Genomic DNA, 23851 nt, shown 5'->3' on the forward strand with positions numbered 1-23851 from the left:
TTAAAAAATAAGGTATGATGGATAAAAATAAAGTGAAGCTTTCTAAGTATAATATAATGTAGAAAGTGAAGAACTTCACGCTCTTTATGGTGTGTATATATTTTATCTCTAGAGTGGTAGGAAAGTAGAGGGGGAAAATCATGACAAAGCTGCAACGTATTCAAAAAGTATTGGTAGCTAACCGTGGAGAGATTGCAATTCGTGTGTTTCGAGCTTGTTCGGAACTGGGATTAAAAACAGTTGCAATCTATTCTAAAGAGGATAGTGGTTCTTATCATCGTTATAAAGCCGATGAATCCTATTTAGTTGGGGAAGGAAAAAAGCCAATTGATGCTTATCTAGATATTGAGGGCATTATTGAGATTGCGAAAAGTAATCATGTAGATGCAATCCACCCTGGATATGGTTTCTTGTCAGAAAATATTCAATTCGCAAAACGTTGTGAAGAAGAAGGGATTATCTTTATCGGTCCAAAAAGTAAGCATTTAGATATGTTTGGAGATAAAGTAAAAGCAAGAACACAAGCGCAGCTAGCACAAATTCCAGTTATTCCTGGTAGTGATGGGCCAGTAGATTCATTAGAAGAAGTCGAAGAATTTGCTGAAAAGTATGATTACCCGATTATTATTAAAGCTTCCCTTGGCGGTGGCGGTCGTGGTATGCGTATTGTACGTACTAGTGAAGAATTAAGAGAATCGTATAATCGAGCAAAGTCAGAAGCGAAAGCAGCCTTTGGTAATGATGAAGTATACGTAGAAAAATTCGTTGAAAAACCTAAACATATAGAAGTTCAAATTTTAGCAGATGAAGAGGGCAATGTTGTTCATTTATACGAGCGAGACTGTTCTGTACAACGTCGTCATCAAAAAGTAGTAGAAATTGCACCTAGTGTGTCGCTTTCAGATGATTTGCGTCAGCGTATTTGTGATGCTGCTGTGAAATTAACGAAAAATGTAAATTATTTAAACGCAGGAACAGTTGAATTTCTTGTAAAAGATGATAATTTCTATTTCATTGAAGTAAATCCGCGTGTTCAAGTAGAACATACAATTACAGAAATGATTACAGGAGTCGATATCGTTCAATCACAAATTTTAATAGCTGATGGACATGCATTACATAGCAAATTGGTGGGTGTTCCAAAGCAAGAGGAAGTTGTTGTACATGGATTTGCAATACAATCTCGAGTAACGACTGAGGATCCACTAAATAATTTCATGCCGGATACAGGAAAAATTATGGCATATCGATCAGGTGGTGGCTTTGGAGTTCGTCTTGATACAGGTAATAGTTTCCAAGGTGCTGTTATTACACCGTACTATGATTCTTTACTTGTAAAAGTTACAACATGGGCGCTTACTTTTGAACAAGCTGCTGCAAAAATGGAACGTAACTTAAAAGAATTCCGTATTCGTGGTATTAAAACGAATATTCCATTCCTAGAGAATGTAGTAAAACATAAAAACTTCTTATCAGGGGAATATGACACTTCATTTATTGATGCGTCACCTGAACTATTCTTGTTCTCGAAACGTAAAGACCGAGGAACGAAAATGTTAAATTACATCGGGACAGTAACAGTAAATGGCTTCCCAGGAGTAGGGAAAAAAGAGAAACCAATTTTCCCAGATGCTCGTATACCGAATGTATTACACTCAGAGCCAATCCAAAATGGAACGAAACAAATTTTGGATGAGCGTGGAGCAGACGGATTAGTAAAATGGGTACAAGATCAAAAACGTGTACTTTTAACGGATACAACATTCCGTGATGCGCATCAGTCATTACTTGCAACGCGTATTCGTACAAAAGATTTACACCAAATTGCAGAGCCGACAGCGAGAATGTTACCGAACTTATTCTCAGCAGAAATGTGGGGCGGTGCGACGTTTGATGTTGCATATCGTTTCTTAAAAGAAGATCCGTGGGAACGATTACTAGATCTTCGTGAAAAAATGCCAAATGTTTTATTCCAAATGTTACTTCGTTCTTCAAACGCGGTTGGTTACAAAAACTATCCGGATAATTTAATTCAAAAGTTTGTGGAGTGTTCTGCTCAAGCTGGAATTGATGTGTTCCGTATTTTTGATAGCTTAAACTGGGTAGAAGGTATGAGAGTTGCGATTGATGCTGTACGAGATACTGGTAAAATTGCAGAAGCAACTATGTGTTACACAGGGGATATTCATGATCCGTTACGTAGTAAATATGATTTAAATTACTATAAAAATTTAGCAAAAGAATTAGAAGCATCAGGAGCTCACATTTTAGGTATTAAAGATATGGCGGGCTTACTAAAACCAAATGCAGCATATGATTTAGTTTCAGCATTAAAAGAGACGGTATCGATTCCGATTCACCTGCACACACACGATACGAGTGGAAATGGTATATTAACGTATACGAAAGCAATTGAAGCAGGTGTTGACATTGTCGATGTAGCAGTAAGTTCTATGGCTGGTCAAACGTCACAACCAAGTGCGAACACGCTATACTATGCGTTAGGTGGAAACGAAAGACAGCCAGATGTTAATATAGATTCATTAGAAAAATTATCTCATTACTGGGAAGATGTACGTAAATACTACGCACCGTTTGAAAGTGGTATGAATGCTCCTCATACAGAGGTATATATGCACGAAATGCCAGGCGGACAGTATAGTAATTTACAACAACAAGCGAAAGCGGTTGGCTTAGGCGATCGTTTCGATGAAGTGAAAGTAATGTACCGCCGTGTGAATGACATGTTTGGTGATATTGTTAAAGTAACGCCATCATCTAAAGTTGTCGGTGATATGGCATTATTCATGGTTCAAAATCACTTAACAGAACAAGATGTTTTAGAGCGTGGACATTCTATGGACTTCCCAGGATCTGTTGTTGAAATGTTCTCTGGAGATTTAGGACAACCATATGGTGGTTTCCCGAAAAAGTTACAAGAAATTATTTTAAAAGGGAAAGAACCATTAACAGTAAGACCAGGTGAATTATTAGAACCAGTAGATTTCGACGCGTTAAAAGAAGAGCTATTCCATAAACTTGGACGCGAAGTGACGATGTTTGATGTAGTTGCATATGCATTATATCCAAAAGTATTTATGGATTACGAAAAAGTTGCTGAGATTTATGGAAATGTATCTGTGCTTGATACACCGACATTCTTCTATGGTATGAGACTTGGTGAAGAAATCGATGTGGAAATTGAACAAGGTAAAACATTGATGGTTAAACTAGTATCAATTGGAGAGCCTCAGCCAGATGGAAATCGTGTTCTTTACTTGGAGTTTAACGGTCAACCACGTGAGATTGTTGTGAAAGACGAAAGTGTGAAAGCGACAGTTGCACAACGTGTGAAAGGAAACCGTGAAAATCCAAACCACATTAGCGCAACAATGCCAGGAACGGTTATTAAAGTAGTTGTAAAAGAAGGCGATGAAGTGAAAAAAGGCGATTCTATGGCAATTACAGAAGCGATGAAAATGGAAACGACAGTTCAAGCGCCGTTTAATGGTAAAGTGAAAAAAGTATATGTTAACGATGGAGATGCAATTCAAACGGGTGACTTACTCATTGAATTAGATCACTAAAATAAAAAAGGGTTGTGGAAACACAGCTCTTTTTTATTACGAAAAAATACCTTGCCAATTCGGGCAAGGTATTTTCATTTATTTTGTTTGTTTAGAAGTTGATGCAGCTTCTTTTGCATTCACTTTACTTCTTGTACCTAACATAACTAAATAGCATAGTACAGCAAACAAGCAAGAAATGAATAGTGAATGTAATAATGCCATTGATAAACTAGCATTTGTAAATACGACTAAAATTCCTACGATAGCTTGAAGTGTAACAAGGATAAATGAGATGATCCATCCCCAGTATACGACAGGCTGCTGTTTGTAATGGCGGATAGCGAGAATCATCGCGTATAGTATCCAAGCGAAAATTAACATCGCTGCAACCCTATGTCCCATTTGAACCCATTCATGTAATTGAGTTGGCATAGGTCTATTTTTGCTACATAAAGGAAAGTCTGGACAGGCTAAGCTAGCTCGTTCGTGACGTACTAAAGCCCCTGTGTAGACGACAATATAACTGTAAATTGTTACACCATAAATATGAAATTTCATTTTTTTGTCCATAATAAGTGAACGTGCATCAAATTTTTGGTCGATTTCAAAGATAAGACACGTTAATAAAATGACAGAAGCAAATGAAATTAAGGAAATACCGAAATGGATAGCAAGTACAGCTGGCATTTGCCCCCAAACAACCGCTGCGGCTCCCATTAATGCTTGTGCAACTAAAAATACGAAGGATAAAATTGCTAACGTTTTTGTTTCGCGCACATGTTTATAATATTTCCAGGACAAAATACAAAGGAGAGTGACAAGAATTCCTGCTGATCCTGATGTAAGGCGATGACTTAGTTCAATAATAGTTTCCATTGATAAATTAGATGGAACAAATTCACCGTTACAAAGTGGCCATGATTTACCGCATCCTTGGCCAGAGCCTGTTTTTGTAACTAAGGCGCCTCCTAATAAAACTATTAATAAATCAAGACTCGTAATGACTGCTAACCATTTAATAAAGCGTTGCAATCTCTTTCACCATCTTTCTGCTATGAAGTTATTGCGAAATATTTTCATTCCATTATGTATAGAATAAAACGCGCTAGTTCCTATGATATATAAAAAATAATAAAATAGCAAAGAAATGGAGGGGGAAGACAGGGAAGAGAAAACGGGTGTGGAAATAAGGTTTATAAGGAAATTTTTAGGTGAAAAATAGGCTATTTTGAAAAGAAATGGGGAGAATACGTGTTAAATATGACAAAAAAGTTTATTATAGAAGGTAACATCATGTTATGATATGGATAAGTAACAATTAAGTTTTTTATGTTCGACACAAAAAGTTCATGTTTTCTTCACAAAATGTTCGGGAAATATGATTTAATATATTGGAGTATGGGCGTAGATTAGTAGTAGAATGGGTTAACAATGTTTCTACTGTAATAATATTGCTATATAGAAGCGAAATATTTCAATTTGAAATAGGCGCAAAAAGAAAGATGAAAGTTTTAAGAGGGGGTTAAAGTGATGAACCATGCAACAAGTGAGCTGCATGATGAGTCTGCTGTTACAAGCGTACCGGAAACAACTCGGTTACAAGATTTAAAAGCGCTCGTTAAAATGGGGATTGTAAACTCAAATACACTTACTGTATTTACAGGATTTTGGTTGGCATTACACTTTAATGGATTAAGTGTAATGGACAATCTGGATAAGTTATTCTTTACAATCGTTGGTTCTGGATTAGTTATGGCAGGGGTATGTTGTTTAAACAACTACATTGATCGAGACATCGATCCATTAATGGAAAGAACAAAGACCCGTCCAACGGTTACTGGAAAGTATAAACCAGGATTTGCACTTACATTTGGACTAGTTATATTACTTCTTGGTTTTGTATTTTTATTATTAACAACACCAATGGCAGTCTTAATGGGATTTATTGGTGCTTTCACATATGTTGTTCTATATAGTTTATGGACAAAGAGAAAGTATACACTAAATACTGTTGTAGGTAGTATATCTGGTGCAGTTCCACCTTTAATTGGATGGGCAGCAATCGATCCATCTTTAGGCCATCCAATTGCTTGGATGTTATTTTTAATTATGTTTATTTGGCAAATCCCACATTTCCTTGCATTAGCAATGAAACGTGTTGATGAATATCGAAACGCAGGAATTCCAATGCTTCCTGTAGTTCATGGATTTGAAATTACGAAACGCCAAATTATGATTTGGACAGTATGTTTATTACCACTACCATTTTATATGAGTGGACTAGGGATAACATTTATGGTAATTGCAACACTGCTTAACATCGGATGGATCGTTTTAGGTTTTTATGGCTTCCGTAAGAAAGATGACATCAAATGGTCCGTGCAAATGTTTGTTTATTCCCTAAATTATTTAACAATCTTATTTGTATCAATGATTGTAGTTACATTCTTCTAAGACAACGACATAATTGGATTTCTTTACGTTGAGATTTACTTTACTTAACTATAAAGTACAATCTAATTCACAAGGAAAGTGGGGGTTGTTTGTATGAAGAAACAGTGGCGACTGCTTTCGTTCGTTTCACTGCTGGCTTTACTGTTAGGGGGATGCGGTAAAGCCTTTCAATCTACTTTAATTCCGCAAGGAGAGGTAGCAAAAATGCAATACGATCTGCTCTTACTAGCAAGTGCAATCATGGTAGGAGTAGTACTAGTAGTTACTATTATTTTCTTATATGTAATTGTGCGTTTCCGACAAAAGAAAGGTCAGGAAGATTATATTCCGGAGCAAGTTGAAGGGAATCACAAACTAGAAATTATATGGACAGTTATTCCGATTATTCTTTTGCTAATCTTAGCTGTTCCGACGGTTACATATACATTCAAACTTGCTGATGTAAGTGCGATGGAGAAAAAGAATATTGATAAAGATACTATCGTTGTTGATGTAACAGCGAATCTTTATTGGTGGGAATTTTCTTATAAATCAGAAAAGATAGTAACTTCTCAAGATTTAGTCATCCCCACAGGTAAGAAAGTGTATTTGAATTTGAAGGGTGCCGATATTAAACATTCGTTTTGGGTTCCATCTTTAGCTGGGAAAATGGATACAAATACAGATAATGTAAACAAAATGTGGTTAAAGGCAGATAAATCGGGCACTTATAATGGTTTTTGTACAGAATTTTGCGGCCCATCACATTCTTTAATGCAATTCAAAGTGAAAGCTTTAGATGAAAGCGAGTACAAAAAGTGGCTTGCTGATATGAAGAAAATTGATGGGAAGAAAGAAGTAGCTTCAACAAAGGCGCAAGAAGGCCAAGAAATATTTAATAAAAGCTGTATTGGTTGTCACGCAGTTGGATCTAATGATAGTAGACCACCTTCCGCTCGTATCGCACCAAACTTAGCAAACTTTGCGGATCGCGATACAGTTGCCGGCATTGCTGAAAACAATGAAGAAAACTTAAAAAAATGGCTGAAAGATCCTGAAAATATGAAACCAGGAAATAAAATGACTGGTAAATATGGCAACTTAACAGACGATCAAATTGATGCATTAAATGCATATTTACAAACGTTAAAAGTTGAAAAGTAAAGAGGGATTATTCGCGAAGGGGAGGTTGAAAACGTGAGTTCTGTAGCAAAAAAACAGGGGATGGGTGCTGTCATATGGGATTATTTAACGACAGTAGACCATAAAAAGATTGCCATTCTCTATTTAATTGCAGGTGGATTGTTTTTTATAATAGGCGGAATAGAAGCTCTATTTATTCGCCTTCAATTAGCGATTCCTAACAACGCTTTTCTTGTTGGGGATGCTTATAATCAAGTATTAACTATGCACGGTACAACAATGATTTTCCTCGCAGCTATGCCACTCGTGTTTGCATTTATGAACGCCGCTGTACCACTTCAAATTGGTGCACGTGATGTAGCGTTCCCGTTTTTAAATTCACTCGGATTTTGGTTATTTTTCTTTGGTGGAGTATTTTTAAATTTAAGTTGGTTTTTAGGTGGAGCACCTGATGCAGGATGGACATCTTATGCATCTTTAGCTTTAGCCTCTAAAGGCCATGGTGTTGATTTTTATGTGCTTGGCTTGCAAATCTCCGGTATAGGTACATTAATTGGAGGTATTAACTTCCTTGTAACCATTATTAATATGCGTGCGCCAGGGATGACGTATATGCGTATGCCGATGTTTACATGGACGACATTTGTAACATCTTCATTAATATTATTTGCTTTTCCGCCGTTAACTGTAGGATTAGGACTTTTAATGTTAGACCGCTTATTTGGAACAAGTTTCTTTAATCCAGCACTGGGCGGGAATACAATTATATGGGAGCACTTATTCTGGATTTTCGGTCATCCAGAAGTATACATTCTTATACTCCCAGCTTTCGGAATATTCTCAGAAATCTTCGCGACGTTTTCGAAAAAACGATTATTTGGTTATTCGTCGATGGTGTTTGCGACAGTATTAATTGGATTTTTAGGGTTTATGGTATGGGCGCATCATATGTTTACTGTTGGGCTTGGTCCAGTTGCAAATGCTATTTTCTCAGTTGCAACAATGGCGATTGCGGTTCCGACCGGTATTAAAATATTCAACTGGCTCTTTACAATGTGGGGCGGAAGTATTCGTTTTACGACACCGATGATGTGGGCAGTAGCCTTCATTCCATCATTCGTAATGGGAGGAGTTACAGGTGTTATGCTAGCATCTGCACCAGCTGATTATCAATTTCATGATAACTATTTCGTAGTAGCTCACTTTCATTATGTAATTGTCGGTGGTGTTGTATTTGGTTTACTTGCAGGAGCCCATTATTATTGGCCACTGATGTTTAATAAAGTATTGAATGAAACGTTAGGAAAGATAACATTTTGGTTATTCTTTATCGGTTTCCATTTAACGTTCTTCATTCAGCATTTCCTTGGCTTAATTGGTATGCCACGTCGTTACTACACATATCTTGAAGGTCAAGGGTTGGAAATGGGCAATATGATTAGTTCTATTGGAGCGGTATTTATGGCTCTTGGAACGATTGTTCTTCTATTCAATGTAATTAAAACAACAGTATCAAAAGAAAAGGCTGGTCGTGATCCGTGGGATGGACGTACATTAGAATGGACAATGCCAGCACCTACACCAGAATATAACTTTAAACAATTACCATTTGTTCGCGGGTTAGATCCGTTTTGGATTGAAAAACGTGAAGGGAATAAAGAGATGACAGCGGCGGAACCAGTGGGTGATATTCATATGCCAAATCCATCATTTTCACCATTTATCATTTCTTTAGGATTGTTTATAGCGGCATTCGGTGCAATGTATATGCAGGGTGGAAAAGATAAGTTTTGGTTATTAGTAGCAATTATCGGTTTAATTATTACGTTTGGTACAATGTTCCTACGTTCAGTAATTGATGATCATGGATATCATATTCATAAAGAAGATTTAGAAGATAAGGGGGGCAAGGCGTAATGCATGTAGATGAAAAATTAACGAATGAAACATTTCCAGCAGAGCCTGAAAAAGCAACCCTTGAGGGGAAAAATAAGTTTGTCGGTTTTTGGTTATTTCTTGGAGGCGAAACAGTATTGTTCGCTTCCTTATTTGGCACATATTTAGCGTTAAAGAATTCTACAAATGGCGGACCAACATCTCAAGAGATGTTCCAAATGCCACTCGTTTTCATTATGACGATGCTTTTATTAACGAGTAGCTTAACGAGCGTATATGCGATGTATCATATGAAAAACTTTAATTTTAAGAAAATGCAACTTTGGCTACTGGTAACAGTGCTGCTAGGATTAGGGTTTTTAGGGTTTGAGATCTATGAGTTTTACCATTATACACATGAATTTAAGCATACTATGAGAAGTAGTGCATTTGGTTCTGCGTTTTATGCTCTTGTTGGTACACATGGACTCCACGTATTGTTTGGATTGTGTTGGATTTTAACATTAATCTTTAGAAATGCGAAGAGAGGTCTAAATTTATACAATGCACCGAAGTTTTATGTTGCATCAATTTATTGGCATTTTATTGACGTAGTTTGGGTGTTTATTTTCACTGTAGTATATTTAATGGGAATGGTGGGATAAACAATGGCGATAAAGCAAACGAATAATCCTAAAGTTGATTTCGTTTACCGGAAGAGGAAAAGTGCGGAGGAAATGAAGCATCAAGTTATTACATTTGCATTAATGATATTTTTAACATTAGTTGCATTTGTAGCAGTAGCATATCCGAAAACTTTCAGTCCGATTTTCTCAGTACCATTTATTTTACTATTAGCGGTGGTACAAGTAATTTTTCAATTGTACTATTTTATGCATATGAGTCATAAAGGACATGAAGCAGCGAGTTTCTTTCTTTATTCTGGTCTGCTAATCGGGTTAATTACAATTTTAGCTTTTATGACAATCGTGTGGATTTGAAAAGTGAAGAGGGAGCTTGTGTTGCCACAGCTCCCTCTTCATATTATGTGAAAAGATAACCTGAAGAAGGTAGGTGTGACAATGAGTAACTTGTGGATATTTGGTTTTCAAGCGCTATGGAGTCCAATCTTTTTATTATTTATGCTTTCGATCCTCATTGGGTATTTTTTAATTATTGGGCCATATAGAATGCGATTTGAACATGCGACAAAGGTAAGTAAGAAGCAAGTTTTTTATTTTACGACCGGGATTGTTCTTTTGTATTTTGTAAAGGGAGGGCCTATTGATTTAATTGGTCATATTATATTTAGTGCACATATGTTTGAAATGGCAGTTATGTATATTGCCGTTCCGCCGTTATTGTTGCTTGGTATACCAGTTTGGTTATATCGTTATATTACTTCTTTTAAGTTCGTTCAAATTATATTGAAGATATTTACTAAGCCACTTATCGCATTGTTTGTATTTAATGGCCTGTTTTCTTTTTATCATTTACCAGTTGTTTTTGATACAGTAAAACAAAGTCAAATTGCTCATCCTATTTGTCTCGCTATATTATTCTTTACGGCAATCATGATGTGGTGGCCGATGCTAAATCCATTACCAGAATATCAAACGTTAAGTGATATAAAGAAACTTGGTTATATGTTTGCTAATGGTATATTATTAACGCCAGCTTGCGCGTTAATTATTTTTGCGACGGCACCGTTGTTTGCAACGTATACGGATCCAGCTGCTTGGATGAAGGCGATGGAATTATGTGTACCAGCGGGAACTTTATCTGATTTAAATATAACTGGACCAGAATTTTTACACTGGATGCCTGTTTTACAAGACCAACAAACAGGCGGCATCATTATGAAAATTGTCCAGGAAATAGTGTACGGTACGATTATTGGTTATGTTTTCTTTCGATGGGCGCGTCGAGAGCGTGAAAAGGATAAAGAGCAGTTACAACAATTGCCGCCGTATTTACAAACGAAATAAAAGTGAGTGCATCAATATGATGCACTCACTTTTATTTTACTCAATGATTTGGAATTCTTTTAACTCTTTTTCGACATTTTGTAGGAGTTGTTCGCTTTTTTGAAGTACATTCGTTGGGAAAATTTCACCATCACCATATTCAACGCCGTGAGGATAATAGTGTTTACCTAATAAGGGAGGAAGTAGCTTTATTTCAGCGTGTCTACTACCAATGTCACCTTCAACAGCTAAACCTTGTACACGTAAATAATAAACATCGTTTAATATTTCGAATTTATAATCGTATGTAACTCGTTCATAATCCCACTGTCCAGCAAGTACAAAATGGTTCTTTTCCATAATCTCTGTTAATAGTGTTAAATCAACGACGGCTCCATTAAATTTTGTATTTGTAAATTGCATAAAATACCTCCTTTTTTTATGTTACATCATTATTTTTATAATAGTATGAATAATAAGAAAGTGCAATTCATATTGAGAGAAAAGGGATAATCCAGACTTTTTTTGCAAAAATATGATATAGTGAAAAGAGTACGGTACACACAAAAAAAGGAAAGAAAAGGATTTGTGTATATCTCAATTTTATGTTTTGTGCAGGAGGTATATCGATTGAAGAAATTATTGCGTATCGTAATGATTACAATTTTAATTTTAGCTGTTGATTTATACGGGAAATTACTCGTTTCACAATATATATTAACCCCATCTCAATCAAAGCAAGAAAATAAAATTGTGAAAAAGAAAAAACAAGTGAATGAAGACTCTTCCGATACGGTTTTAAATATGATTGGTGGGGACTCTGAAAATTTATTAGCAAAATGGGGCGAACCTTCTCGAATAGAACCATCTGCTTACGGATATGAATGGTGGGTATACAATCAAGATTTATCTCAGTATGTTCAATTTGGGGTTGCTGAACGCAAAATTGTAACGGCGTATGTCGCTGGTGAGCAAGTTAAGGTGCCACCTTATTATATAAATGAAAAGTATGAAGATGTGTATAAAAAGAATCCACTTTCTCATGAGATTTCGTTAAAAAGAGGAAAGAATAGTTATCAATTTGAGTTATCTGATACTGAAGTGATGGAACAACCATTAGTACCAGTAGAAGATGGTTGGGCACAATTATATTTTGATCATTTTACGCATGAGCTTGTCGGTGTTCGTTATATGGATGACGAAACGTTATTGCGTCAAAGACCGTATCAGCTCGTTTATTCGGGTGAATTATTAGCAGAACAACCATTAACTCCAGATAAAATGAAACAAATAGAGAATGGGAATATGCAACAAATTTTTGATTTAACAAATATTATTCGAAGTCGTCATAATTTACCGTTATTAGCGTGGGACCAACAAACGGCAGAGGTGGCAATCGGTCATAGTAAAGATATGAAGGATAATAATTACTTTTCACACGATTCACCTACATTAGGTACGTTAGGAGATCGTTTACAGCGCGGGAAAGTAGGATTTCAGCTTGCCGGTGAGAACATAGCGGCGCAACATAGTGATGGGGTTGCGGCATTGCAAGGTTGGTTAAATAGTGAGGGACATCGAAAGAATTTATTGAATGAACAATTTACAGGATTAGGTGTTGGCGTATACGATAAGTTTTATACACAAAATTTTATTCGGAAATAAAATGAAACTGTAAATTGTGGATGGGAATCTTCCCCTATGCAAATAGTAGGATAAAAAGGTGCATGAATCGTCTAAAAATAGGCGAACCATGCGCCTTTTTTTTCTTATTATATAGTAGATATACATGAAGAGGTGAGGATTATGCCGACAACAAAAGGACCGTTACATCCATCGGTTCAACAGTTTAAAGAGTTTGTAAACCATCACCCTAAAATGGTTCATGAAGTTCGAAGTGGTCATAAAACTTGGCAACAGTTTTATGAGGAATGGTACTTACTTGGTGAAGAAGATCCAATATGGGCAACTTTTAGACCGGATGGAGCGCCTGCTTTTTCTTCGGTAAAAGAAAAGAAAAAAGAAAAAGGAAAAGAAAAGGATACTCGAACTGAAGAGGAAAAAACTGCTGATGTGATGGGACAAATGCTTTCTTTCTTTAAAAAGTTAGACGTGGAACAAATGCAACATCATTTAGCGAATGTGACGAGTGCGATTGGTAGTGTGCAACAAGTTTTTCAACAATTTCAAGGGAAACGCACGCAGCAAGAAGAGAGTGCTTCCGAAAATAATCCATTTTTCTTTCAGAAGGATTAGGAGGAAAGCGGATGAGAGCAGAAATTATGGAGTTTATAAAGGCTGATGAGGATTTATCTCGCTATATTAGGGAGCAACCGTACTGGTATAGAAAACTAACGCGAAACCCTGAAGAAAAAGAGGCATTTGAGTTAGCAGCTATGCAACATTTCAAAAAAACGATACCAGATAAAGTTGAGAAATTTCAAAATCAATTGGCAGTTGCTTCCATTATGATTGATATGTTTCAGTATATGAAGCAGCAAAATGCAACATAATTGGAAGGGAAAACTATGTCCGTCATGCAGAACTTTTGATACAATAGAAGCGGATTATTTAAAAAGGAGTTGCAGCATGAGCATGACGGAAATTTGTTTAGTACGACATGGACAAACTGATTGGAATTTTCAAGAGATTATTCAGGGACGTGAAGATATTCCGCTTAATGAAGTGGGGAAGAAGCAAGCGAGTCAAAGTGCAGCTGCTTTGCAAGCGGAGGCATGGGATATAATTATAAGTAGCCCATTAATTAGAGCGCAAGAAACAGCTAAGGAAATTGCAGAGGCAACTGGATTACAATCAATTTTATTAGATGAGCGATTTGTTGAACGTAATTTTGGTGAAGCTTCTGGGAAGCCAGTTGCGACTGTTAGGGAATTAATTGCAGAAGGTAAAGTAGAAGGTATGGAGCAAGATGAAGAAATTGTAGCTCGTTGTTTTGTTGCGGTAAAAGACGTTGCAGAAACTCATTCTGGCAAACGTATTATTATTGTAGCCCATTCTCATGCGATAAAAGCAATTTTACATGCAATTGCTCCGGAAGATATTTCGTTTAAGACACCGTTAAAAAACGCATGTATTAGTTATGTGAATGAAAATAGTGGGAAGTGGGATGTTGTTAAATACAACATTGCGGAACATATTAATGTATAAATGCGTACTGAAATTATTAAAAAATAGTTAGAATGATATCTTTCTGTTTAGTGAGACACTTCAATTAGTAGTTCTATTCTAAATGTGGTATGATAAATACTCGGAGGTGTCTCTCATGATTGTAGCGACGCTAGAAAGCGTATTAATATTAGATAAGGCAGAGCAGCTTGCAAAAGCGATCATCTGTTCAGATATAGCAGAAGATTACCGTAAATGTTATAAAGACTTGCATGAAGATATGGAAGTTCAGACGTTAATTCAGCAATTTACAGCGATGAAAGAACGATATGAGGAAGTGCAACGTTTCGGTAAATATCATCCTGACTATACTTTCGTTTCGACGAAAATGAGGGAATTGAAGCGTTCTGTAGATTTACATGATAAGATTGCAGCTTTTAAACGAGTAGAAACGGCTTTACAAAAGTTGTTAGATGAAGTGAGTGTAGCAATCGGTTCTGAGGTGTCCTCTTCCATCAAAGTTCCAACAGGAAATCCATTTTTTGATGCTGGTGGCTGTGGTGGCGGTTGTGGTACCGGCGGAGGTTGCGGTTGTAAAAAAACGGGGTAAATCACCCCGTTTTTTAGAAGATAGAAGAAAACGTATACAGAGTTTGTCCTGTAATGTCATAAATTTCTGATTGGTTTTCATAAAATATAAAATATATGTTTTTAAAAGGAGAAGATGGAGAAGATTATGTTCGGGCAACGACAAAGTATGATTGTTTATTTACATTCATTGAAACATGCCAAGATTTTAAGAAAATATGGTAACATACATTACATATCAAAACGTTTAAAATATGCAGTAGTATATTGTGATATGGAACAAATTGAGCATATGATGCAAAAGTTGAACAAACTTCCTTTTGTGAAAAAGATAGAACAGTCGTACCGCCCGTATTTAAAAACGGAATTTGAAAATTCACGTCCTGATCGGGCAAAAGAATACGATTATAGCTAATAGAAAAAATCCCCTGCTAATTTTAACAGGGGATTTTTTATTTGAAATAACACATTATTTCATTGGAGGAATAAAATTATTCATTCGTAAAATACCAATTAAATGATTGAAAAACAGTTCTTTTTCTGGGAAAGTTGTGGATGGTTTTACCGTAAAGGTAGTCACTTTTTTTCCAAGTTGTTCTGCCGTTTCTTCAAATAAAATGACGCGTTTACTTTTTTTATTTTCAAGTACAGGAATGCCTTCACGACATATGTATAATGGTTGGAAATCACCAGTAGTAGTTGGTTTTAATATTACAACAAGTGAGCACACTTTTTTTTCATTTTTAATTGTTTCAAATTGTAACATATGTGTTATACGTTCTTGATTTGCTTTGGCAATTTCAAGTAATTCATATAAATCAGAGTAGCCCTCTCCGAGTTCTATAAAGCGTTGAATCATATCTTTTCCTCCTCTTTCTTTTACTGTACCATCTCACTTTTTAAATGAAAAGTAGACAAAGAAAAAAAACCCTGCAAAGCAGGGCCCTTCTTATACTAGCATGTACTAGTAAGAAGGCAAAGGGAGAGGAGAAACCGGAGGAAGAACTTATGGGGAAACGTAAGTCTTCTCCGCGGTTGGCAACAACATCGAAGGTGATGTTGTTATAGTTATTTATGTCCAATCTAAATGAAGATATACATGATGAAATTAAATTTTATGTTGGGCTTTTTATTTTTCTTTTTTTTATTTTATGATAGGATAAAAAAGATAAAGTGAAACGAATAGTTCGTGTTAGCGAATGGTGAGATGAATACATAAAAATGCAGAGCGGTTATTTTAAGCTAAGTTCTTCTAGTCTTCGTTGGAAGATGAATGGAATCGTAAAGTTTGGTAGCGGTTACCGAATGGAGAAGGGCTTTCTATAATTGCTCGATAGATTGAAATAAAGGTAGTGACAACAGATGAGAGTAGTTTCAGGAAAATGTAAAGGACACCCACTTAAAGCGGTGCCAGGTAATACAACACGTCCAACGACTGATAAAGTAAAAGAATCCATTTTTAATATGATAGGCCCTTATTTTGATGGGGGTGTCGCTCTTGATTTATTTGGTGGTAGCGGTGGTCTTGGAATCGAAGCTATAAGTAGAGGGATTGATAAAGCGATTTTTGTTGATCGAGACAATAAAGCGATAAAGGTAATCCATCAAAATTTAGAAAGTTGTAGAATACAGGAACAAGCTGAAGTATATCGGAATGATGCAGAACGTGCGATAAAAGCACTTATAAAACGTGAAATGTCATTTGATCTTATATTAATTGATCCTCCATATAAAGATCAAAAAATTGTATCTTTAATTAGTGTAATGGATCAACATGGATTGCTACATAACGATGGTTTAATTATGGCGGAGCATGGTAATGATGTAGTTTTACCTGAGTCTATAGGAAGACTTGTAAAGGTGCGAGCTGAAAATTATGGCATTACAGCGATATCGATTTATAAGTATGAAGGTGAGGGGACGGAATGACAAGTATAGCTATTTCTTCGGGAAGTTTTGATCCAATTACCCTTGGGCATCTGGATATTATTAAAAGGGGAGCAAAAGTATTTGACGAGGTATACGTAGTAGTTTTAAACAACTCGTCAAAAAAACCGTTCTTTTCAGTGGAAGAGCGTTTAGATTTAATTCGAGAAGCAACAAAGGATATTCCTAATGTCAAAGTAGATTCACATAGTGGACTACTAGTTGAGTATGCAAAAATGCGTAATGCGAACGCGATTTTACGTGGATTACGAGCAGTTTCTGATTTTGAATATGAGATGCAAATCACTTCTATGAATCGAAAATTAGATGAAAACATTGAAACCTTTTTTATTATGACAAACAATCAATACTCATTTTTAAGCTCGAGCATTGTGAAAGAAGTTGCGAGATATGGAGGAAGTGTAGTAGATCTTGTACCTCCTGTTGTAGAACGTGCTTTAAAAGAAAAGTTTCAAACCCCGTTAAAGTGAACGGGGTTTTTCTTTGTTGCTCCGAAAAAATAATAAGATGACATATACATATAAACAAAATAATGTAAATATCGGTCCGTAGTGTATAAAAGATGTCCAAATTTCATGCAGAATAGAAGAATGATTCGATAAAAAGACAGGGATATCTTTTTGCATAGGTGAAAAAGAGCTTACTTTTTCATAAAATGGTTTCCAAAATATAAAAGTAAAAATAGGGGCAAGAATACTTTGGATAATTCGTGCGAAAAAATAGGGCTTAAATCTAATGTCTGTTTCAGCTAATATGCTAGCGACTTGTGCCTGAATAGAAAGGCCGCTAAATGCTAAAATAAAGCTTGTTACCATAGCTTGCTGCAGGAGGGGTGTTTCAGTTATTTGACTAATCATTTGGCTTCCAAGTGTCATTTCAAACATGCCAGATAATATTGGGATACTAAATTCAGTAGTTAGTTGGAAGAATGATAAAATATGTTGCATAATAAAAGAAAGGGCTGCTGTAATATGAAATACAGTAATCATTTTATTTAAAACAGAGAATAAAATAATAAATCCACCAATCATAAGTAGCGTTTGAATAGAAGAAACGATAGCGTCCCCAAGTAATTTTCCTATTGGTCTTTTTTCTTGCATACGTGTCTCGTGTAGAATTGAAAAAGGGTTTTGAAAAGGGTGTTTTTTAGTAACATGTTTATCATGCGTGGAACTGTTGTTATTGCCGTAAAAACGCATCAGTAACCCGACAGCAAAATTACTTAAATAATGTGCAGCAGCTAATACGATTCCTAATTTCGGATTATTGAAAAAACCGATAGAAACAGCGCCAAAAATAAAAAGTGGATTGGATGAGTTTGTAAAAGATACGAGGCGCTCTGCTTCAATTTGTGTTAGCTGATTGCTTTTGCGCAGTCTAGCGCTTAATTTGGCGCCAGCGGGAAAGCCTGAAGCCATTCCCATTGCCCAAACAAATCCGCCTATTCCTGGAACGCGGAAAAGTGGTCGCATAAGTGGTTCTAATATAACGCCTATAAATTTTACAACACCAATACTAATGAGAAGTTCGGCAATGATGAAAAACGGTAAAAGTGAAGGGAATACAACTTCCCACCATATATTTAACCCTCGAATGGAAGCTTGTAAAGCAGCTTGGGGGTGGAGTACAAGAGAAAAGGTTAAAAAAAGTGTTGATATGGTAAGGAAAGCCGTTTTCCATTTTTCATACATGTAAGTAAATCCCCCTTTGTCCCAAAAAACGTTCATTTCAGTATACGTGGATACGTAGTGAATTTAGACCATAAGTATGAAAAAGGAACGAAAAAAATTAAAGGGTGAGAAAAGTGAAAGAACCGAAAATTGGCTTAGCTCTTGGATCTGGGGGCGCAAAAGGTTTTGCTCATATTGGTGTTATAAAGGTTTTAAGGGAAAATGATATACCGATTCATATGATTGCAGGAAGTAGTATGGGGGCTTTAGTAGGTACATTTTATGCCGCTAGTTCAAACGTTGAAAGACTGTATAAACTGGCAAATGTTTTTAAGAGGAAATATTATTTAGATTTTACGGTTCCGAAAATGGGATTTATTTCTGGAAAACGTGTCAAAGATATGATTAAAATGTTTACATATAATAAAAATTTAGAAGAATTAGATATCCCGACGGCTGTTGTGGCTACTGATATCTTAAAGGGGGAAAAAGTTGTTTTTACAAGTGGTCCAGTTGCAGAGGCGGTGAGAGCGAGTATTTCTGTACCTGGAGTGTTTGTGCCAGAGAAAATAGATGGACGATTATTGGTAGATGGCGGAGTGATTGATCGCATCCCAGTATCGGTTGTGAAAGAGTTAGGTGCCGATATTGTCATTGCTGTTGATGTATCCCCGATTAAAGTAAATGGAGAGGTTACGTCTATTTATGATGTAATTATGCAGAGTATTGAAATTATGCAACATGAGCTTGTGATAAATCGGCAAATTGCATCTGATTTAATGATGCGCCCAGCTGTAGAACAATTTAGTTCCCGGGCTTTTACAAACATTGAAGACATTATTCGAGTTGGAGAGGTAGAAGCGGAAAAGCATGTTGCAAATATTCATTTATTAATTGAGCAGTGGAAGGAGAAACATAATGTTTAAGCGTTTTCGGTTTATATATGCAATTTTAATAGGGGTTATATTGGCAATGTTACTTGTTTACGTACGCCTGCCGTATTATGTGACGAAACCAGGAATGGCTGCAAAATTAGAGCCTTACGTTCAAGTTGAGGGAGGAACAAAAGAATCTGGTGATTTTATGCTTGTTACGGTTTCAATGGGACCGGCAAATGTAGTGAATTTAATAGCGGCACAGTTTAATAAATATACACATATTTCAAAAGCGGAAGAAATATTGCAAAAAGGTGAAAGTGATGAAGAATATCAATTTCGCCAAAATTATGCAATGAAAGATTCGCAAAATGCAGCGATTTATAATGCTTATAAACGTGCAAATCGTACTGTTTCTTTTGAAAATAAAGGTGTGTTGGTTGCTGGTGTAGCGAAAGGGATGCCTTCAGAAGGAAAGCTTAAACTTGGAGATGTTATCATTGCCGTCGACGGAAAAACATTTGAAAAGACAGAACAATTTATTGAATATATGACAGGGAAAAAAGAAGGAGATACAGTAAATATTGAGTACAAGAGGGATGGGAAACAGTTAAAAGAAAATTTAAATGTAAAGACTATTCCGAATGGAAATGGACGTGTTGGTATAGGTGTTTCTATCGTTACGGAAAGAGAATTAGTGGTAGATCCGAAAGTGAAAATTGACTCTCATGAAATAGGAGGACCATCGGCAGGTCTAATGTTTACATTAGAAATATATAATCAGCTGGTGGACGAGGATTTAACAAGAGGGCATGAAATAGCTGGAACAGGTACGATTAATGAAAAGGGAGAAATTGGCCCGATTGGCGGTATTCAGCAAAAAGTAGTCGCTGCAAGTGATGCTGGTGCTGAAGTGTTCTTTGCACCAAATGAAAAAGGTGCGGAGAAATCGAATTATAAAGATGCACTTGAGGCTGCGAAAGATATTAAAACGAAAATGAAAGTTGTGCCAGTTGATACGTTGGATGATGCATTAATGTATTTGGAAAAAATGGGCAAGAAATAAAAAAATCTCTCTGAAAAGAGAGATTTTTTTATAGGAATTTTGCAGTTGTTTCATCGTAACGAATTGGGTGATGTGTTGCATCTTGTTTTAGTAGTTGTGTTCGTAATGGTTCTTGTATGATGGAGAAATATACAGAATTGGCTTTTCGATCTATGTGTAAAGTAGGATGGTCAAATGTTTTTGTATGGGTAAGGATTGGAAGCTCTATTTTTTTCTTGTTTTTTGAAAGGTACGTTTGTCCTTTTTGTGACATGCCTAATAGACGAATGTATGGTGCATGTTGTTCTATATTTGCGCAATGTATTTCTTCTTTTGTTGTATTTGTTAAAATATGTGTACAAGCTCTTTGTAATCTAGTCCACGTATAACGTTTCGTTTTTAACGCTTCCATGAATGAATGGAAGGAGGAACTGGTTTGTATTTTTGATAAAATACGATGCTCTAACCCTTCCTCAATTTCATATATATGTCGTAAGTCTTCTGGAGACATTGTCATAAGTTTGTATTTAAAAAATGAAAAGTATTGTTCCCAATTATGTAATGTCCCGTAGTTTTGTTTATAACTTGCTAAAAGAGAAGCAGTCGCTTTTGGGATGAAAGGCTCAATTTCTGTAAAGGAACTATTTTCACTAAAAAGTTGTTTGCGAATACTTGTTGCGCTTGCAATATGTTGGTCGTTAAATGTTTCATCATGATAATGAGATGCGAACCTTTTTATCGTTTGTGCTTGCATAGAACTATTTTGCATTAGAATTGCTTTTATGTATTGGAAGCCTAAAATGTTATTTGGTTGTGACATGTCTATATTTTTTTCAGAAGATAAAATGTGTAGGAAAGCTTCAGATGTAGCTTTTGCGTAACTATTACCTGCGTTCATAAATTGCTTTACAAGACGATTAAAAGTCTCTTCTTCATTTTTCTGCACAGAGATGGTGTTATAAAAATTTTCGATTTGTCCATCTTCACTGCCGAAACAAATTTCAGAAACGTGTAGGGCGTTTAAAATAGAAATAGCGCCATTTGCAAAGGTTTCGGCCTTTTGCGTTGAAAAGGCATAAGGAAGCTCTACAACGAGGTCTACACCGCATGCTAAGGCCATTTTGGTACGATACCATTTGGATACGAGTGCTGGCTCACCACGTTGTAAAAAAGGGCCACTCATAACAGCGATTGTAATATCAGAGTGTGTTAACTTTTTTGTTTGTTGCACATGATAAGCATGACCGTTATGAAAAGGGTTATATTCAACAACAATACCACTGGCTTTTATGGTAATCTCTCCTTTCGATGTAGCATCTTTTTGAAAAACGTGATACTCTATATATTATTTACTATGATGACTTCATTATAGTGTAAAGAAAAAACATTGACAAATATAAAATGGCTAGCTATAATTTTGTTTGTTGCCTTGAGGTGATATGATATGAAATGGTCCATCCATCAATTGAATAAATTGAGAAATAAAGGATTGACATTGGATGAGATGGTAGATGTAAGTGAGCTAAAAGAGGTCGAGAAAGATATTCGTGAAATTAATCCTGTTCACGTAACAGGAAGAGTTGATTTTGGCTCCGGTAAGTTTACGTTCCATCTACATATAACTGGAAGCATGGTTTTACCATGTTCTCGCTCTTTAGTAGATGTGACATTACCATTTGACATTAAAACAACTGAGGTGTTCCAAACTTCACAAGAAGAATTTGAAACTGAAGCTGAAATTCATTGTTTAGAAGGAGAAGTACTTGACTTACTGCCCGTAATCAAGGAAAATATACTTTTGGAGATTCCAATGCAAATTTTCAGTGATGATGTTTCTGGTGGAGCACCGACGCAAGGTCAAGACTGGCAAGTGATTTCGGAAGAAGACAAAGAAAAGCCTGTTGATCCAAGATTGGCAGGACTTGCAAAGTTTTTTGACAAATAATCGGAAGACTGGTTCAGGCCTTCATATGAAAATAACTATTTCTTTTAAGGAGGTGGGAAGAATGGCTGTACCTTTTAGAAGAACTTCTAAAACAGTAAAAAGAAAGCGTCGTACGCATTTCAAATTATCAGTACCTGGTATGGTAGAGTGCCCAAGCTGTGGTGAAGCGAAATTAGCTCACCGTGTATGTAAAGCATGCGGTACTTACAAAGGTAAAGAAGTAATCAGCAAGTAATTGCGGGAAAATAAACGTAGAAGATATCTTCTACGTTTATTTTTTTGTCTTATTCTTCATTTGTTGTATTCTATCTTTTCTAGTAACTGCATATGTTTAATAAAAAATGCATAGGGAGGACTAGAGAGATGGCGACAACAAGACAAGATGCTTGGACTGATGATGAAGATTTGCTTCTGGCAGAAGTAGTACTCCGGCATATTCGAGAAGGTGGAACGCAATTATCTGCCTTTAAAGAAGTGGGAAGACATTTATCTCGTACACCAGCAGCATGTGGCTTTAGATGGAATTCTTACGTTAGAAAGCAATACAAAGAACGTATTGAAGAAGCGAAGCAACTGCGTAAAGTGGAAAATTATGAAGTGAAAGAGACGAAGGTATTAGAACCTACGTCAATTACATTGAATGATGTTATTGATTTCTTGCAAAATTATAAAGATGAAAACTCTTTAGTGGTGTTGCAACAGCAAATTGAATCGTTACAAACAGAGAAAGAGAGCCTGTTGGAGCGATTATCAGTATATGAGGAAGAATATAGAACATTGCTTGATTATATCGATCAAAAAAGAAGTGTAATGGTAGCGGAAAGAAATAGCGCTCGTTCGAATGGGAAATTAGAGAAGTTAAAGAAATAAAAAAACAGCTGCTATGTAGCTGTTTTTTTATTTCTTATGCAGACTCTTCGTTTGTAACCGTATTCAAATTTGTTTCTGGGTGCCAAACGTAAAAATCACCATCAGGTACTGACACAGGTTGGAAATTTAATTTATCCCAAAAACCAGCTGAATGGATACGTGCGATCGTTTTAATTGGGAACTGTAGTCCCTTCGCATAATTTACAAGCATTTCTCCGAATCCTTGTTTTTGGAAAGTTGGTAATACTTCAAGTTTATAAAGTTCTAGGTAAGTACCTGTAATTTCGAATGGTTCCCCGCCGTTCCTTTTCATGTATAGACTCATACGTGCAATGAGTGATCCACCATAATAAATACCGTAAAATGGAGATTCACTATTGTTTTCAATAATGTTTGCTTGTAATTCTTCTAACATGGATAGTTCTTGAGCTCCGCAGCCTTTAAATTTTTTAAACTCGTCTAATGTTTTATAATTGATGAGCAAGCGCTCAACTTTTGGGAATCCCATAACATCACATCCTTTTTGTCTCATTGAATGCAGAAAAGTGAAAATATTTATAATAATATTATAACTCATTTTTTTATTTTTATGAAGATGATAGTGTATTTCTTTTATTATTTTTTGAGGATTTGCTAAACTAAGAGTAGAAGCATAGTAATAAGTAGTCTATACATATTGGAAGAAGAGGTGGCATTTGTTCATCTTTAGTTAATTATGATTCCACACGAATCGAATCGAGTGTTTGAGGAATAAAAGGGGAGGGGAAAAAGGGACTTGTGTATCGTGTTCAGATGAGT

The 23851-nt window shown here is 36.0% G+C and carries 26 protein-coding genes; 20 read left to right on the forward strand and 6 right to left on the reverse strand.

What is annotated here, in order from left to right:
* The first annotated feature begins 140 nt into the window (after positions 1 to 140).
* Complete coding sequence (gene pyc, locus PDK19_RS03940) at positions 141 to 3587, forward strand: pyruvate carboxylase (protein WP_000164051.1); 3447 nt, start codon at positions 141 to 143, stop codon at positions 3585 to 3587.
* Positions 3588 to 3665: 78 nt separating this feature from the next.
* Here the strand turns inward: pyc and ctaA are convergent, their stop codons facing one another.
* Positions 3666 to 4601, reverse strand: a complete 936-nt coding sequence (gene ctaA / locus PDK19_RS03945; RefSeq protein WP_001188737.1) for a heme A synthase — start codon at positions 4599 to 4601, stop codon at positions 3666 to 3668.
* A 498-nt stretch (positions 4602 to 5099) separates the two neighbouring features.
* On the opposite strand from ctaA, the gene ctaB reads away from it, so the two are divergent.
* The 6 genes from ctaB (at position 5100) to ctaG (ending at position 11008) form a co-directional block, all read left to right on the forward strand.
* Positions 5100 to 6023 carry a protoheme IX farnesyltransferase gene (ctaB, locus tag PDK19_RS03950; protein ID WP_001015058.1) on the forward strand — a complete coding sequence of 308 codons (924 nt, stop codon included), beginning with the start codon at positions 5100 to 5102 and terminating at the stop codon, positions 6021 to 6023.
* A gap of 93 nt (positions 6024 to 6116) precedes the next feature.
* Positions 6117 to 7166: a cytochrome c oxidase subunit II gene (gene coxB / locus PDK19_RS03955; protein ID WP_000745271.1), complete on the forward strand. Its 1050-nt coding sequence runs from the start codon at positions 6117 to 6119 to the stop codon at positions 7164 to 7166.
* Between the two features lie 60 nt (positions 7167 to 7226).
* Positions 7227 to 9062, forward strand: a complete 1836-nt coding sequence (ctaD, locus tag PDK19_RS03960; protein WP_011040617.1) for a cytochrome c oxidase subunit I — start codon at positions 7227 to 7229, stop codon at positions 9060 to 9062.
* Entirely contained in the window at positions 9062 to 9685 is a 624-nt protein-coding gene (ctaE, locus tag PDK19_RS03965) for a cytochrome c oxidase subunit III (RefSeq protein ID WP_000557861.1), read from the forward strand. The genes ctaD and ctaE overlap by 1 nt, the downstream gene beginning before the upstream one ends.
* Before the next feature lie 3 nt (positions 9686 to 9688).
* Positions 9689 to 10021 (forward strand): cytochrome c oxidase subunit IVB, encoded by a 333-nt coding sequence (ctaF, locus tag PDK19_RS03970; RefSeq protein ID WP_270706621.1) that lies wholly within the window; start codon positions 9689 to 9691, stop codon positions 10019 to 10021.
* 81 nt (positions 10022 to 10102) lie between these two features.
* Positions 10103 to 11008 (forward strand): cytochrome c oxidase assembly factor CtaG, encoded by a 906-nt coding sequence (ctaG, locus tag PDK19_RS03975; RefSeq protein WP_000069015.1) that lies wholly within the window; start codon positions 10103 to 10105, stop codon positions 11006 to 11008.
* A gap of 36 nt (positions 11009 to 11044) precedes the next feature.
* Here the strand turns inward: ctaG and PDK19_RS03980 are convergent, their stop codons facing one another.
* The gene (locus PDK19_RS03980) at positions 11045 to 11410 is read right to left on the reverse strand and encodes a YugN family protein (protein ID WP_001160939.1); all 366 of its coding nucleotides are present in this window, start codon (positions 11408 to 11410) and stop codon (positions 11045 to 11047) included.
* A 207-nt stretch (positions 11411 to 11617) separates the two neighbouring features.
* On the opposite strand from PDK19_RS03980, the gene PDK19_RS03985 reads away from it, so the two are divergent.
* The 6 genes from PDK19_RS03985 (at position 11618) to PDK19_RS04010 (ending at position 15116) form a co-directional block, all read left to right on the forward strand.
* Positions 11618 to 12652, forward strand: a complete 1035-nt coding sequence (locus tag PDK19_RS03985; protein WP_000735396.1) for a CAP domain-containing protein — start codon at positions 11618 to 11620, stop codon at positions 12650 to 12652.
* A gap of 141 nt (positions 12653 to 12793) precedes the next feature.
* Positions 12794 to 13243, forward strand: coding sequence for a YlbD family protein (locus tag PDK19_RS03990; RefSeq protein ID WP_242296035.1), 450 nt, complete (start codon positions 12794 to 12796; stop codon positions 13241 to 13243).
* A gap of 11 nt (positions 13244 to 13254) precedes the next feature.
* The gene (locus PDK19_RS03995; protein ID WP_001200990.1) at positions 13255 to 13500 is read left to right on the forward strand and encodes a YlbE-like family protein; all 246 of its coding nucleotides are present in this window, start codon (positions 13255 to 13257) and stop codon (positions 13498 to 13500) included.
* An 82-nt stretch (positions 13501 to 13582) separates the two neighbouring features.
* The gene (locus PDK19_RS04000; RefSeq protein ID WP_270706687.1) at positions 13583 to 14155 is read left to right on the forward strand and encodes a histidine phosphatase family protein; all 573 of its coding nucleotides are present in this window, start codon (positions 13583 to 13585) and stop codon (positions 14153 to 14155) included.
* 115 nt (positions 14156 to 14270) lie between these two features.
* Positions 14271 to 14723, forward strand: a complete 453-nt coding sequence (locus PDK19_RS04005; RefSeq protein ID WP_000634351.1) for a YlbF family regulator — start codon at positions 14271 to 14273, stop codon at positions 14721 to 14723.
* A gap of 126 nt (positions 14724 to 14849) precedes the next feature.
* A complete protein-coding gene (locus PDK19_RS04010; protein ID WP_002080814.1) occupies positions 14850 to 15116 on the forward strand; it encodes a YlbG family protein in 267 nt (88 codons plus the stop codon).
* A gap of 54 nt (positions 15117 to 15170) precedes the next feature.
* Here PDK19_RS04010 and PDK19_RS04015 read toward each other — a convergent pair whose 3' ends face one another.
* The gene (locus tag PDK19_RS04015; protein ID WP_000616011.1) at positions 15171 to 15560 is read right to left on the reverse strand and encodes a DUF7147 family protein; all 390 of its coding nucleotides are present in this window, start codon (positions 15558 to 15560) and stop codon (positions 15171 to 15173) included.
* Between the two features lie 503 nt (positions 15561 to 16063).
* Between PDK19_RS04015 and rsmD the strand changes: the two genes are divergently transcribed.
* Both rsmD and coaD read left to right on the forward strand, forming a co-directional pair.
* Positions 16064 to 16630, forward strand: a complete 567-nt coding sequence (gene rsmD, locus PDK19_RS04020; protein WP_001266989.1) for a 16S rRNA (guanine(966)-N(2))-methyltransferase RsmD — start codon at positions 16064 to 16066, stop codon at positions 16628 to 16630.
* Positions 16627 to 17118, forward strand: a complete 492-nt coding sequence (gene coaD, locus PDK19_RS04025) for a pantetheine-phosphate adenylyltransferase (RefSeq protein WP_000200598.1) — start codon at positions 16627 to 16629, stop codon at positions 17116 to 17118. The genes rsmD and coaD overlap by 4 nt, the downstream gene beginning before the upstream one ends.
* On the opposite strand, the gene ylbJ is transcribed toward coaD, so the two are convergent.
* Positions 17110 to 18339 carry a sporulation integral membrane protein YlbJ gene (gene ylbJ, locus PDK19_RS04030; RefSeq protein WP_016718385.1) on the reverse strand — a complete coding sequence of 410 codons (1230 nt, stop codon included), beginning with the start codon at positions 18337 to 18339 and terminating at the stop codon, positions 17110 to 17112. The genes coaD and ylbJ overlap by 9 nt on opposite strands.
* A 113-nt stretch (positions 18340 to 18452) precedes the next feature.
* On the opposite strand from ylbJ, the gene PDK19_RS04035 reads away from it, so the two are divergent.
* Together PDK19_RS04035 and PDK19_RS04040 are read left to right on the forward strand one after the other, a co-directional pair.
* Positions 18453 to 19244, forward strand: coding sequence for a patatin-like phospholipase family protein (locus PDK19_RS04035; RefSeq protein WP_000662598.1), 792 nt, complete (start codon positions 18453 to 18455; stop codon positions 19242 to 19244).
* Positions 19237 to 20259, forward strand: a complete 1023-nt coding sequence (locus tag PDK19_RS04040) for a SepM family pheromone-processing serine protease (RefSeq protein ID WP_000476300.1) — start codon at positions 19237 to 19239, stop codon at positions 20257 to 20259. Before PDK19_RS04035 ends, PDK19_RS04040 begins: the two co-directional genes overlap by 8 nt.
* Before the next feature lie 28 nt (positions 20260 to 20287).
* On the opposite strand, the gene PDK19_RS04045 is transcribed toward PDK19_RS04040, so the two are convergent.
* Positions 20288 to 21469: a nucleotidyltransferase gene (locus tag PDK19_RS04045; RefSeq protein ID WP_001187903.1), complete on the reverse strand. Its 1182-nt coding sequence runs from the start codon at positions 21467 to 21469 to the stop codon at positions 20288 to 20290.
* Positions 21470 to 21682: 213 nt separating this feature from the next.
* On the opposite strand from PDK19_RS04045, the gene PDK19_RS04050 reads away from it, so the two are divergent.
* The 3 genes from PDK19_RS04050 (at position 21683) to PDK19_RS04060 (ending at position 23053) form a co-directional block, all read left to right on the forward strand.
* Positions 21683 to 22183 carry a YceD family protein gene (locus tag PDK19_RS04050; protein WP_000872145.1) on the forward strand — a complete coding sequence of 167 codons (501 nt, stop codon included), beginning with the start codon at positions 21683 to 21685 and terminating at the stop codon, positions 22181 to 22183.
* A gap of 61 nt (positions 22184 to 22244) precedes the next feature.
* Positions 22245 to 22418 carry a 50S ribosomal protein L32 gene (rpmF, locus tag PDK19_RS04055; RefSeq protein WP_001984764.1) on the forward strand — a complete coding sequence of 58 codons (174 nt, stop codon included), beginning with the start codon at positions 22245 to 22247 and terminating at the stop codon, positions 22416 to 22418.
* 128 nt (positions 22419 to 22546) lie between these two features.
* Positions 22547 to 23053 carry an RsfA family transcriptional regulator gene (locus tag PDK19_RS04060; RefSeq protein WP_000246478.1) on the forward strand — a complete coding sequence of 169 codons (507 nt, stop codon included), beginning with the start codon at positions 22547 to 22549 and terminating at the stop codon, positions 23051 to 23053.
* A 34-nt stretch (positions 23054 to 23087) separates the two neighbouring features.
* Here the strand turns inward: PDK19_RS04060 and PDK19_RS04065 are convergent, their stop codons facing one another.
* On the reverse strand, positions 23088 to 23561 hold the full coding sequence (locus PDK19_RS04065) for an N-acetyltransferase (protein ID WP_000506708.1): 474 nt from the start codon (positions 23559 to 23561) through the stop codon (positions 23088 to 23090).
* Positions 23562 to 23851: the final 290 nt, after the last annotated feature.

It is taken from the genome of Bacillus cereus group sp. BcHK124 (assembly GCF_027712065.1).
In the GTDB taxonomy this organism is placed as follows: Bacteria; Bacillota; Bacilli; order Bacillales; family Bacillaceae_G; genus Bacillus_A; species Bacillus_A pacificus.